This is a genomic window from Sinorhizobium sp. 6-70 (genome assembly GCF_030124375.1).
Lineage (GTDB): Bacteria > Pseudomonadota > Alphaproteobacteria > Rhizobiales > Rhizobiaceae > Sinorhizobium.
The window spans coordinates 343,258-355,773 of the sequence record NZ_JASKLS010000002.1; the positions used below are offsets into that span (position 1 = coordinate 343,258).

Here is a 12,516-nt window from a genome sequence, read left to right on the forward strand (position 1 = left end):
CCGCACTTCCAATCCCTGCGTTCATGAGGGACCCAGATGTGGATTCGCATGCTCACCGCGATGCTCGCGGCAACGTTGCTGCTGATTGCGCTGCTTTCGGCCAACCCTGAATACCGGCTCTTCATGCCGGGCTTGCTCGAAGGCGCCGTCCTGACGGTGGAGATTACGCTTCTGGGTGCCGTGCTCGCTGTATTCATGGCGCTGATAGCGGCACTCGCAAAGCTCTACGGCCCGCTGCCGATAAGGTGGCTGTCGACGACCTACATTGAAATCTTCCGCGGGACTTCCGCGCTGGTGCAGCTCTTCTGGCTCTATTTCGTCCTGCCGCAATTCGGCATCTTCCTTGACGCCTTCCTGGTGGCGGTTCTGGCGCTCGGCCTGAACATTGGAGCCTATGGGGCGGAGGTGGTCCGAGGCGCCATCGTTTCCGTGGCGCGCGGACAGTGGGAGGCTTCGATCGCGCTCAACATGTCGAAAGCACAAATGCTGCGTCGGATCATTCTGCCTCAGGCCTTTACGGCCATGATTCCTCCCTGGGGCAACCTCTTTATCGAACTGGTGAAGTCTACCTCGCTCGTTTCGCTGATTACGCTGGCGGACCTCACCTTCAAGGCCCAGCAAATGAACCAGTCAACGCTGAAGACGGTACCTGTGTTTACCCTCGTGCTGCTTATCTATCTGGCCATTTCTCTAACCGTCACCATTGCCATGCGCCTGCTTGAGCAGCGTACGTCGAGGGGACTGACACGCGGAAGGGTCGCCTGATGTGGGATTGGACATTCACGTTCGAGATTCTGCCGGTCCTTGCTCGGGCAGCGATCATGACGATCGAGGCGACCGCCCTCGGCTTCGCCATAGCGGCGACACTCGGGCTTGTGCTCGCCTCCATCAGGCTGGCCTTTCCGGCCGCCGGCGTCGTGGTCACGGTGTTGGTGGAACTCATCCGGTCGACGCCCCTGCTCATCCAGATATTCTTCCTCTACTTCGTCTTGCCGAAGGCAGGAATCGTGCTGGATGCGTTTACGGCGGGTGTGGCAGCCATAGGCGTTCACTATGCCGCCTATTGCTCCGAGGTCTACCGTGCGGGATTCGAGAACGTTCCGAGGGGCCAATGGGAGGCATCGATCGCTCTCAACCTGTCTCCGTGGAACACCTTCAAGGACATAATCCTGCCTCAGGCGCTGCCTCCGGTCGTTCCTGCGCTCGGAAACTATCTGATAGCGCTTTTCAAGGAGACGCCATTGCTCTCGGCCATTGCCGTCCTTGAGCTCATGCAGACCGCGAAGAACATCGGATCCGAGACCTTCCGCTATACCGAGCCCGTGACGCTCGTCGGGGTGTTCTTCCTGGTTATGAGTCTCGTTTCAGCGGGCATGGTCCGGATGCTCGAATCGTGGTTGCAGCGGAGATAAAAGATGAACGACATGCCAATGGTACGCTTCGAGAACGTTTCAAAACGCTACGGCCCGCTCACCGTTCTCGACAATCTCAATCTCGATATCGGCCGTGGCGAGAAGGTATCGATCATCGGTCCCTCGGGCTCCGGCAAGACCACCGTGCTGCGCATGCTCATGACGCTGGAGGCCATCAACGACGGTGTCCTCTGGGTCGACGGCGAACCCATGACGCACATGATGCAGAACGGCAAGCTTGTGCCCGCGACCATCAAGCACATACGCCGGATCCGCGCAAAAATCGGCATGGTGTTCCAGTCCTTCAACCTGTTCCCGCACATGACGGCGATGGGAAACTGCATCGAAGCTCCGATAACCGTGCTCGGAATGAAGCGCTCGGAGGCTGAGGAACGGGCGGCGGAGCTCCTCGACATGGTCGGCCTATCCGCCAAGAAGGATCACTATCCGTCACAGCTATCGGGCGGTCAGCAGCAGCGCGTGGCAATCGCGCGGGCGCTTGCAATGCGGCCGAAGATCATGCTGTTCGACGAAGTCACGTCGGCGCTCGATCCGGAACTTGTGGGCGAAGTGCTGCAGGTTATAAGGAAGATCGGCCGTGAGCACGACCTGACCATGCTCATGGTGACCCACCAAATGGGTTTCGCCAAGGAGTTTTCGGACAGGGTGTGCTTCTTCTATCAAGGTAAGATTTGCGAACAGGGCGCTCCTGCGGAAATCTTTGGAAACCCCAAGAACGAAAGGACAAGACAGTTTCTCAACGCTGTCTTGGAAGCAGGATAACCTTGCACCCTGAATTGCCCGACAATGTCGAAACCAGCGCCGCCTTTCAGCCGGTATCGGCTCGAGAGCGGTTCGACCGCATATACCACACTCTCAGGGACCGCATCTGCATGCTCGAGTACGCGCCGAGCAGCCGCCTGTCCGAGGAAGAGTTGGCGAAAGAATTCTCCACCAGCCGCACGCCTGTGAGACGGGTGCTGGCAAGGCTGGAGTCCGAGGGGCTGGTGGAATCGGTGCATGGTGTCGGGACGATCGTGACCGACCCTGATATCGGCGAATTGGTGCAGATCTATCATTTGCGCATGGAACTTGCGCTTCTGGTCGGCAAGCTTTCCCCGATCCCACGCAGCGCGGAGGATCTGGAACGGATCAGGGCGCTGATAGCCCGCTGCGACCAGGAGATGAAAAATCCGACGCAAAAGGCCTTCCTGCACCTGAATATGGCGTTCTTTACCGAAATCAGGGCATTCACCGGAAACCTCCCGCTGCGGGAGATCAGCGAGCGGCTGTACTATCAGGTCGTTCGCGTCGTGCTGAAAATGATGCCGAAGCTCGGACTGGCGGAAGAGTACTCGGCCTTTCGCAACGAGATGCAGGCCGTCCTGTCTGCCGCCGAAATCGGCGACTGGGAGGCGATCGGATATATTCGGCGAGCCCACATCTCGATGAGCTTCCACCGCATGATGGCCTATGCCGACAGGTCGGAACTGTCCGAAGAGCGCACCAAGGCATGATCAAGCTTGACGCCATTGATTTGCGCATCCTGGAAGCGATCCAGAAGGATGGAAGAATTACCAAGCTGGCGCTTGCCGAGAAGGCGGGGCTGTCGCCAACACCCTGCTGGCTGAGGCTGAGGAAACTGGAAAAGGCCGGCATCGTGACGGGCTATCACGCACGGCTCGCCATGCGCCGGGTCGCCCCGGTCACAAGCGTTCTCACCGAGATCACGCTCGGCAACCACCGCCAGACCGATTTCGAACGCTTCGAACGCGTGGTCGCCGCGATCCCGGAAATCGTCGCCTGCTGGTCGGTCGGCGGCGGCGTCGATTATATTTTGAAGATCATGACAGCCGACGTCGACGCCTACCAGCGGCTTATCGATGGCTTGCTAGATCGCGAGTTGGGCATAGACCGCTATTTCACCTACATCGTCACCAAGACGGTCAAGGAAGAGACCCAGCTCCCGCTCACCAGCCTGCTCCCTGATACGCCGTAGACCGGGACGCGGCGGATCGGGACGCATAGACAATCCGGCTCTCCAGTCCCGGTTATTTAGTCCAACTCTCTGCCGGACGTGCCCGGAATAGACAACTTCTCTCCCCTTTGCGGTCCAGACTACCCGCAACAAGAGAGGAGATCGGATATGACTGCTGTTTTCGCGCGCACGACCTTCCACGACGCATTGAACCACCTGAATGACCGGCAGCTCCTGCGGGAGCTCGCTTATGTTGGAGGGCGGTGGGTTGCCGGGCGTGATGGCAAGGCCTTCGAGGTCTCAGACCCGGCAACGGGCGCGACGCTTGCCTGGGTCGCCTCGCTCGAGGCCACCCAAGCTTCGGAAGCCGTCGATGCCGCTGCCAAGGCTTTTCCGGCATGGCGCAGCATGCTGCCGCAAGCACGCGCCGCCATTCTGCGCAAGTGGTACGAGCTGATGCTTGCCGCCAAGGAGGATCTCGCCCTGCTGATGACGCTCGAGCAGGGCAAACCGCTTGCGGAATCCCGCGGAGAAATCGACTACGCCGCGTCCTTCATCGAGTGGTACGCCGAAGAAGGCAAGCGGCTCAACGCCGAGAGCGTGACGAGCCACCTGCCGGGCGCGGAGATGATCGTACGCCGCGAGGCGCTCGGGGTCGTCGGTGTCGTCACGCCCTGGAACTTCCCCTCGGCGATGATCACCCGAAAGGCGGCCGCTGCACTTGCCGCCGGCTGCACGGTCGTTGCTCACCCCTCCTCCGAGACGCCGCTTTCTGCCCTGGCGCTTGCAGAGCTTGGCGAGCGCGCCGGTCTTCCGGCCGGTGTCTTCAACGTCGTCACCGGTGATGCCGCGACCATCGTCGGCCGCCTGTGCGAGGAGCCCCGCGTCCGCGCCATGAGCTTTACCGGCTCGACCGAGATCGGTAAGCTGATCGCCCGCCAGTGCGCTCCGACGATGAAGCGGCTGGTGATGGAACTCGGCGGCCATGCGCCGCTCATCGTGTTCGCCGATGCCGATGTGGAGAAGGCGGCGGACATCGCGATCGCCGCAAAATTCGCGACCTCCGGGCAAGACTGCCTCGCGGCGAACCGGATCTATGTCGAGCGACCGATCCTCAAAGCCTTCAACGAGGCCTTCGCTGCACGCGTTTCCCGCCTCAAGGTCGGCGCGGGCCTGGCACAAGACACGGACATCGGACCGCTCATGCATGAGCGAGCGATCGCCAAGGTCGAGGAGCAGGTAACCGACGCGCTGAAGCGCGGCGCGAAACTCGCGATCGGCGGCAAGCGGCACGCCGCGGGACCGCTGTTCTTCCAACCGACCGTGCTCACCGACGTAGCGGACGACGCGCTGATCATGCGCGAGGAGACATTCGGCCCCGTGGCCGCCGTCACCGCATTCGACAGCGAGGATGAGGTGATCGCCCGGGCGAACGACACCGAATATGGCCTCGTGGCCTACGTCGTCACCGAAAACGGCGCTCGCCAGCTGCGGCTCGCACGAGCCCTCGAATACGGCATGGTGGCAATCAACCGGGTGAAGATCACCGGCGGACCGATCCCCTTCGGCGGCTGGAAGCAGTCCGGCCTGGCACGCGAAGGCTCACGCCATGGCATGGAGGCCTTCACCGAACTCAAATATCTCTGCATCGACACCGCCGCCTGAACGGATTTCATGAAAGGAAAGACCATGCTCGAAAAAAGCAACGAACTCACCGCCTGGGACCGCGACCATTTCTTCCATCCGTCCACGCATATGGGCATGCATGCGCGCGGCGAAACGCCGACGCGGGTCATCGGCGGCGGCGAAGGCGTTTACATCACCGACATTGCCGGCAAGCGCAGCCTCGACGCCTTCGCCGGCCTCTACTGCGTCAATGTCGGCTATGGCCGGCAGAAGATTGCCGAGGCGATCGCCGAACAGGCGAAGAACCTCGCCTACTACCACGCCTATGTCGGCCACGGCACCGAGGCGTCGATCCGGCTCTCCAAGATGATCATCGATCGCGCGCCGGAGGGCATGAGCCGCGTCTATTTCGGCCTTTCCGGGTCGGACGCCAACGAGACCAACATCAAGCTCATCTGGTACTACAACAACATTCTGGGCAGGCCCGAGAAAAAGAAGATCATTTCCCGCTGGCGCGGCTATCACGGTTCCGGCGTGATGACCGGCTCGCTGACCGGCCTGCAGCTTTTCCACAATGCCTTCGATCTGCCGCGCGCACCGATCCTGCACACCGAGGCGCCCTACTATTTCCGCCGTCCGGACCGCTCGATGAACGAAGAGCAGTTCTCGCAATATTGCGCCGACAAGCTGGAGGAGATGATTCTTGCCGAAGGGCCGGACACGGTCGCAGCCTTCATCGGCGAGCCGATCCTTGGTACGGGCGGCATCGTGCCGCCGCCGAAGGGCTATTGGCAGAAGATCCAGGCGGTGCTCGAGAAATACGACATCCTGCTCGTCGCCGACGAGGTCGTCACCGGCTTCGGTCGCCTGGGGACAATGTTTGGTTCCGATCACTACGGCATCAAGCCGGACCTCATCACCATCGCCAAGGGCCTGACCTCGGCCTACGCGCCGCTTTCCGGCAGCATCGTCTCGGAAAAGATGTGGCAGGTGCTGGTGCAGGGTTCGGACGAACTCGGCCCGATCGGCCATGGCTGGACCTATTCCGCCCATCCGATCTGCGCAGCCGCCGGCATCGCCAATCTCGAACTGATCGACGAACTCGGCATTGTCGAGAATGCCGGCTCGACCGGCGCCTATTTCCGATCCGAACTTGCAAAGGCACTCTCGGAGCACCGGCACGTCGGCGAAGTGCGCGGAGATGGGCTGATGGCGGCGGTCGAGTTCGTTGAAGACCGGGACGACCGGAAGTTCTTCGATCCCGCCCAAAAGGTCGGCCCAAGAGTGGCGGCTGCGCTGGCAGAGCGTGGCGTCCTCGGCCGGGCGATGCCGCAGGGTGACATCCTGGGCTTTGCCCCGCCGCTCTGCCTGACGCGCGATGAGGCCGATATCGTCGTGACGGCGGCAGTCGGCGCCATCTCCGAAGTCCTCGGCAGCAAATAACGACTTGAATTTCGGTCTTTCAGATCGGGTGGAGCGCCATTTTTTTCTATGGCGCTCCGTAAGCATTCCCGCCTTTGCTGGTTCGCCATCACCAGTCAGCGACCGGCCGGCTGGAACAGCTCGACAAAGTTGCCCGATGGGTCAATCAACAGGATTTGCGACCCGCCGGGGCCGGTCACCATGTCGTTGCGGAACTTGGCGCCGGCGGCTTGCAGGCGCGCGACCTCGGCAGCGAGATCATCGACAATGAGGTGGATCCGATTCCAGCCGCCGGGCGCGGGACGCTCGCCGTCAGGCATCGGCCGTCCCGCAGAGCTCATGGGGCCGCTAAGCAATAGCCGCAACGCCCCCCGCTTGACGTCTGCGAAGGCCGGAGCATGGTTGGAGAGAAGTGAAAATCCGAGGTGTTTCGTGTACCACTCGATGGCGGCCTCGACGTCATCGACCATGTAACGCACGTTGACCGTTACTTCCGACATTCCTGCCTCCCAATGTGAGTTCCACGAGCCAGAATGACGTTCGCATTCTACGCCAACGATCACGGAAGAGAAATCTTCCGCCGCGCATGACCAAAACCGCAGCCAAGAGCTTCCGGTGACAACCAGGCACCGCCGGCCGTCAGGCCGCTGCTGGATCGAAAAGCGCCATGTCGATATCGGTCATCTCGACGCGACGCTCGAAGGCAATGCCGCTTTCATCGAACAGGTGACAGTCAGCGGCACGAATGCCGGTCCTGACCTCTTCGTCCGCCCGGACGACAACGGTGCCGGGCAGCATGGCGCAATAATTCTCCCCCTCGCCTCCGAGCGACGCATAGGCAACCGTATGCGCGCCGAGACGCTCGATGACGGAGGGTGTAACCGTTAGCGTCAGGTCGCCGGAACCGATCTGGATATGCTCGGGGCGCACGCCAAGGGTCAAGGTCGCACCGGCCATGCCGCTGCGCGGCTTGACCGGAATGACCACCGTCTGCCCCTTGTATTCGACCTCGACGCCGGCGTCGCTGACGCCCCTGCATGTAACCGGCAGGAAGTTCATCTTCGGGTTGCCGATGAAGCCGGCCACGAAGGTGTTGGCCGGCTTATGATAGAGTTCAAGCGGCGCGCCCGTCTGAGCGATCTCTCCGGCGTTCAGCACGACGATCCGGTCCGCCATCGTCATCGCTTCTACCTGGTCGTGCGTGACGTAGATCATCGTTGCCTTCAGTTGCCGGTGCAGCTTCGCCAGTTCGATGCGCATGTCGGCACGCAAGGCCGCGTCGAGGTTCGACAACGGCTCGTCGAAGAGAAAGATCTTCGGCTCGCGCACGATCGCCCGGCCGATCGCGACGCGCTGGCGCTGGCCGCCCGAGAGCATGCCGGGCTTCTGCTGCAGCCGCTGATCGAGATGGAGAATGCGCGCCGCATGCTCGACCTTGGCCTTGAGCTTCTCCTCGGGCATCTTTTCCACGCGCAGAGGGAATGCGATGTTCTCGAACACGGTCATGTGCGGATAGAGCGCATAGGACTGGAAGACCATGGCGATTCCGCGCTTGACTGGCGGCAGGTCGTTGACACGCTTGCCGTTGATAAGGATGTCGCCGGCCGTCGTTTCGTCGAGCCCCGCAATCATTCTCAAGAGCGTGGACTTGCCGCACCCGGAAGGACCGACAAAGACCACGAATTCGCCGTTCTTGACCTCGAGTTGCACGCTCTTCAGCACTTCGAAGGTACCGTAGAATTTCTGAACCTGGTTGAGAATGAGCTGTCCCAAGAATCTGTCTCCGGCCACCGGCGAGAAGCGGCTTTTTCATGAGCGGAAGAAGGACCGCGAACCATTAGCTCGCGGTCCTCGTCGGGCCTACTTGTACTGCTCGAGGTCGGCAGCCGCCTTTTTCAGCGCATCAGCCGGTTCGGCCTTGCCGGTGACGACCGACTGGACCATCTCGATCATCGCATTCTGAAGGCCCTTGTAGTCGGTGAACAGCGGCTCCGGTCCACCGAAGGAGATGCCGTCGATAAACGGCTTCCAATAGGGGTTGGCGGCAACCATATCGTCCACCGCCTTGCCCGGACGCAGCGGCGTCAGGCCTTCCTGCGCTTCGTAGATCGGCTGGTTTTCGGCATTGGTCAGGAATTTGGCGAATTCGACCGCTTTTTCCTCGACACCGGTTCCGCTGAAAACGGCAAGGCTGTCGGTGATCAGAAGCGTGCCCGGCCCCTTGGCGCTCGGTCCGAGCGGCAGCGGCGCGACGCCCCAGTTGATTTTCGTTTCCTTGAGGCGGTTCACCGCACCGACCGAGGCATGGATCATGCCGAGCTTGCCGTCGAGGAAGATCGCCCGCACTTCGTTCTGCTCATAGGAGGTCGGCCCTTCCTCGGCGTAGGGGACGATATCCTTCAGCGCCGTCAGCGCCTCCAGATTCTCCTTGCTGTCCAGGGTGATGTTGCCGTTGGCATCGATCACCGAGCCGTTGTTGGTGTAAACCCAATGCAGGAACTGGTGCATGGTGTTGTCGAAGGTCTTGGCGACCACGCCGAAGCCGGCGGTGCCCGTCTTCTCCTTGATGGTCTTGGCGTATTCGAGTTCCTCCGCCCACGTCTGCGGCGGCTTTTCCGGATCGAGGCCGGCCTGCTTGAAGAGGTCCTTGTTCCAGTAGAGCGACTTCGTGGAGAAGGCGACGGGAATGCCCCATTGCTTGCCCGCGGTCGTCACCGTGTCCATGATGTAGGGATAGTAGGAGGCCTTCTCCTCTTCCGAGAACGTGATCGGCACGATCAGTTCGTTGTCGGCGAATTCCTTGAGCGTGCGCGACCCCACATAGGCAAGAGCAACTGGCGTGCCGGAAGCCGCAAGCGTCGTCACCTTGTCCTGGCACTGACCCCAGCCGACCACTTCGGCCGCGATCTTGTAGCCCGGGTTCGCCTCCTCCCATTTCTTGATGAAGTCGGCATGGGCCGGCTGCATCTTGTCGCCGCAGGCGATGAAGCTGATCTCGGTGTCGGCGAGTGCCGGCAGCGCCGTGCTGGCGAGAAGCGCGAAAGTTCCGGCAATCAATGAGGCATGCTTTGTCATGGTAGTTCCCCTCGCTTATGAGCTCGTTGTTGCGGGTTACTGTTTCACGGCGCCGGCTGTCAGGCCGGCGACGAGATAGCGTTGCATCAGGAAGATCAGGATGACGGCTGGTGCGATGCCGACGAAGCTCGCCGCCATCAGTTCGTTCCAGATCACTTCCTGCCGGCCGAAATAGGCAAAAAGGCCGATCGGCAGCGGCATGTATTCGGTCTTCGAGTTGAAGGTCAGCGCGAAGATGAATTGCTGGGCGTAGGATCCGATGAATGTGGTGATCGCGACGACGGTGATGCCGGGCATGGCGATGGGCAGGATGACGCGGCGAAGCGTGTAGAAATGGCTCGCGCCGTCGACGAAAGCGGCCTCATCCAGTTCGCGCGGAATGCGCATCATGTAGGTGCGCAACAGCCAGATCGCCGAGGGAATAAGGAAGGCGACGCCGGGCACGATCATTGCGAAATAGGTGTTGAGCACGCCGAAGCTGCGCATCAGGCGGAAGAGCGGAATGAGCAGCACCGCGCCGGAAAACATGTTGACCGCCAGAAAGGCCGCAAGCAGCGGCCCGCTGCCACGGAACCTGAACCGCGCGAATGCGTAGGCGGCCGGTACGACCAGCGAAAGGACGACCACGGTGACGATCGTGGAGATGAAGAAGGAATTGAAAATATAGCGGGCAAAGCCCGGCACGCTCACCCACATGCTGCGATAGGCGGCGAAGGAGCCATTCTCCGGCCAGAAGCGGTAGGGGGAGGAAAAAAGGAGCCCGAGCGGCTTCAACGACACCAGGAAGCCTTCGACAAAGGGGGCGAGAATGAAGGTCAGGAAGACGAAGATCCCCGCATAGATACCGATGAGCTCGTACCAGCGATAGCGATTGATCAGGGCCGGTTGGCTCATCGGCTTTCTCCCGAGGCGAGGCGGTGGGTGACGCGGAAGTAGAGCAGGCAGAAAATCGACAGGAAGATGCAGATCACCACGGCACGCGCAGCACCCTCGCCGTATTTCTTCGAGCCGATGGCCGTCCGATAGGTGTCGATGATCATCGTCGTCGTGTCACCGTTCGGGCCGCCTTGCGTGAGGATCCAGATGATGTCGAACGAGTTGAAGGTGGCGATCAGCGACAGCATCGACATGGTGATCATCGCCGGAACAAGAAGCGGGAGCGTGATGCGGCGAAAGCGGTAGAAGCGGCCCGCCCCATCCGTCCATGCGGCCTCGTAGAGATCCTGCGGGATCGCCTGGATCGAGGCCAGAAGATAGAGCGTCACCAGCGGCACGCCGATCCAGACATCGGTGATGATCGTTGCCCAGAAGGCGGTTGAACCATGGGCGAGGAAGGCGACAGGACCGTCGACAAGGCCCCAGTTCTGCAGCATGCCCGAAATCATCCCGAACTGGCCGTTGTACATCCAGCCCCACATGAAGATGCCGATTGCCATCGGCACGATCCACGGCGGCATGGTCAGCACGCGAAACAGTGCGCGTCCCGGTACGGCGGCATTCAGCATGACGGCGCCGAAGGTGCCGATGATCATCTTGATCGAGACGGAAAAGAAGGTCCAAACGAAGGTTCGGATGATCACTTCCGCGAAGGTGCTGTTGAAGATCTTGTCGTAGTTGACCGCGCCCACCCACTTGGTCGTCTTCTTCAGCGAAGCATCCGTAAACGACAGGATAAATGTATCCACCAGCGGATAGGCGACGATGACCGACACATAGAGCAAGGCGGGAAGAAGCAGGATCCAGGCGAAGATGATGGTGCTGCGCCGAACGCTCATCCTCCTGCCCCTCTCAGGCCGCGCGGGCGTGAAGCGCTTCGTCGAAACGGTCCCAGAGCGGACGCAGGTCGACGACCGTTCGCTTCATTCGCGCCTCGTCCATGGAGAGCGCGAGAATACCCGCCTCCAGGGCGTCGAGCGGCGAGACCGGCAGCGGGCCGCCATCCTTGACATGCGCCAGAATATCAGTCGCCATCTGCTCATCGGCGCCGTAATGCTGCGAAAGCACCGTCGCGGTATAGCGCTTCTCGACGACCTTCTTGCCGGAAAGCATTTCGTGGACGTCGAGATAGCCGCGAATGAAGTCGCCTTCAGCCATGCCGCGCGACCCCATCACGCAGAAGCGGCGGAACTGGTCCGGCACGTTCAGGTTGGTGTGGAAATTCATCGCAACGCCATTGGCGTATTCGATGATCGCAACCTGATAGTCGATGATGTCGCCGTCGCTGTCGAACACCTTGTCCGATCCGAGCCAACCGCTCGGCTTGCGGTGGAAGAGTTGCAGATCGTTGATGCCCTCGCGCGCGGGATCGTTGGCGGGAATGAAGCTCTTGCGACCGCCGAAGCTTGCGACCCGCTCGGGCCGGGCGCCGACGACGCCGTTATAGAGATCGAGATCATGGCAGCATTTTTCGAGCATGAAGCTGCCGGCGTAGCGTCCATAGCGGCGCCAGTCACGCATGAAAAATGCGCCATGATAGGGTTCGATATGTTCCGCCGCCTCGATCGAAACGACTTGGCCGAGCGTTCCCGCAGCCTGGGCGGCGCGAAGGTCGCGATAAAGCGGCGCGTAGCGGAGCACGAGGCCGACCATCAGGCGGTCGTGACCGTGCTTCGCCAGAAGCCCTGCAAGCTCCAGGCTCTGCTCGATCGTGCTGACGATCGGTTTCTCGCAGAAAATCTTGAGACCGGCCTCAAGGCCGATGCGGATATGATCGAGATGCATGTGGTTCGGCGAGCCGATCATAAGAAGATCGAGCTTCTCGCTGGCGATCAGTTCCTCGGGCGAGGCATAGGCCTTGCCGGCGGACATGCCTCTTTCGGTAAGGGTCGCAAGCCCGGCAGGCGCCGGGTCGACATAGCCCGCAATCTCGAAGCTTTCGTCGATCGCCTTGAATACGTAGCCCAGATAGCCAAGGCGGAATCCGAGTCCGATTATACCGACTTTCATGCTCGCGCTGTTCCCTTGCCTTTTTGGCGTAATTTATTTTCGCAGACTGAGATAGAA

The 12,516-nt window shown here is 61.0% G+C and carries 13 protein-coding genes; 7 read left to right on the top strand and 6 right to left on the bottom strand.

The window, feature by feature from the left end:
- The first annotated feature begins 36 nt into the window (after positions 1-36).
- The 7 genes from ehuC (at position 37) to QN222_RS05435 (ending at position 6,459) form a co-directional block, all read left to right on the top strand.
- On the top strand, positions 37-765 hold the full coding sequence (ehuC, locus tag QN222_RS05405; protein WP_283963587.1) for an ectoine/hydroxyectoine ABC transporter permease subunit EhuC: 729 nt from the start codon (positions 37-39) through the stop codon (positions 763-765).
- On the top strand, positions 762-1,412 hold the full coding sequence (gene ehuD, locus QN222_RS05410; protein WP_283963607.1) for an ectoine/hydroxyectoine ABC transporter permease subunit EhuD: 651 nt from the start codon (positions 762-764) through the stop codon (positions 1,410-1,412). The genes ehuC and ehuD overlap by 4 nt, the downstream gene beginning before the upstream one ends.
- 3 nt (positions 1,413-1,415) lie before the next feature.
- Entirely contained in the window at positions 1,416-2,195 is a 780-nt protein-coding gene (ehuA, locus tag QN222_RS05415) for an ectoine/hydroxyectoine ABC transporter ATP-binding protein EhuA (protein ID WP_283963586.1), read from the top strand.
- Positions 2,196-2,197: 2 nt separating this feature from the next.
- On the top strand, positions 2,198-2,929 hold the full coding sequence (locus QN222_RS05420) for a GntR family transcriptional regulator (RefSeq protein WP_283963585.1): 732 nt from the start codon (positions 2,198-2,200) through the stop codon (positions 2,927-2,929).
- On the top strand, positions 2,929-3,411 hold the full coding sequence (locus QN222_RS05425) for an Lrp/AsnC family transcriptional regulator (protein ID WP_283963606.1): 483 nt from the start codon (positions 2,929-2,931) through the stop codon (positions 3,409-3,411). Before QN222_RS05420 ends, QN222_RS05425 begins: the two co-directional genes overlap by 1 nt.
- Positions 3,412-3,558: 147 nt before the next feature.
- Complete coding sequence (locus QN222_RS05430) at positions 3,559-5,055, top strand: NAD-dependent succinate-semialdehyde dehydrogenase (protein ID WP_283963584.1); 1,497 nt, start codon at positions 3,559-3,561, stop codon at positions 5,053-5,055.
- Between the two features lie 24 nt (positions 5,056-5,079).
- The gene (locus QN222_RS05435) at positions 5,080-6,459 is read left to right on the top strand and encodes an aspartate aminotransferase family protein (RefSeq protein WP_283963583.1); all 1,380 of its coding nucleotides are present in this window, start codon (positions 5,080-5,082) and stop codon (positions 6,457-6,459) included.
- A 95-nt stretch (positions 6,460-6,554) separates the two neighbouring features.
- Here the strand turns inward: QN222_RS05435 and QN222_RS05440 are convergent, their stop codons facing one another.
- The 6 genes from QN222_RS05440 to QN222_RS05465 form a co-directional block, all read right to left on the bottom strand.
- The gene (locus QN222_RS05440) at positions 6,555-6,938 is read right to left on the bottom strand and encodes a VOC family protein (protein WP_283963582.1); all 384 of its coding nucleotides are present in this window, start codon (positions 6,936-6,938) and stop codon (positions 6,555-6,557) included.
- Between the two features lie 139 nt (positions 6,939-7,077).
- Positions 7,078-8,211 (bottom strand): sn-glycerol-3-phosphate ABC transporter ATP-binding protein UgpC, encoded by a 1,134-nt coding sequence (locus tag QN222_RS05445; RefSeq protein WP_283963581.1) that lies wholly within the window; start codon positions 8,209-8,211, stop codon positions 7,078-7,080.
- Between the two features lie 87 nt (positions 8,212-8,298).
- The gene (locus tag QN222_RS05450; protein WP_283963580.1) at positions 8,299-9,513 is read right to left on the bottom strand and encodes an extracellular solute-binding protein; all 1,215 of its coding nucleotides are present in this window, start codon (positions 9,511-9,513) and stop codon (positions 8,299-8,301) included.
- A 36-nt stretch (positions 9,514-9,549) separates the two neighbouring features.
- The gene (locus QN222_RS05455; RefSeq protein WP_283963579.1) at positions 9,550-10,407 is read right to left on the bottom strand and encodes a carbohydrate ABC transporter permease; all 858 of its coding nucleotides are present in this window, start codon (positions 10,405-10,407) and stop codon (positions 9,550-9,552) included.
- Positions 10,404-11,288 carry a sugar ABC transporter permease gene (locus QN222_RS05460; protein WP_283963578.1) on the bottom strand — a complete coding sequence of 295 codons (885 nt, stop codon included), beginning with the start codon at positions 11,286-11,288 and terminating at the stop codon, positions 10,404-10,406. Before QN222_RS05460 ends, QN222_RS05455 begins: the two co-directional genes overlap by 4 nt.
- A 13-nt stretch (positions 11,289-11,301) precedes the next feature.
- A complete protein-coding gene (locus QN222_RS05465) occupies positions 11,302-12,459 on the bottom strand; it encodes a Gfo/Idh/MocA family oxidoreductase (protein ID WP_283963577.1) in 1,158 nt (385 codons plus the stop codon).
- Between the last annotated feature and the right edge of the window lie 57 nt (positions 12,460-12,516).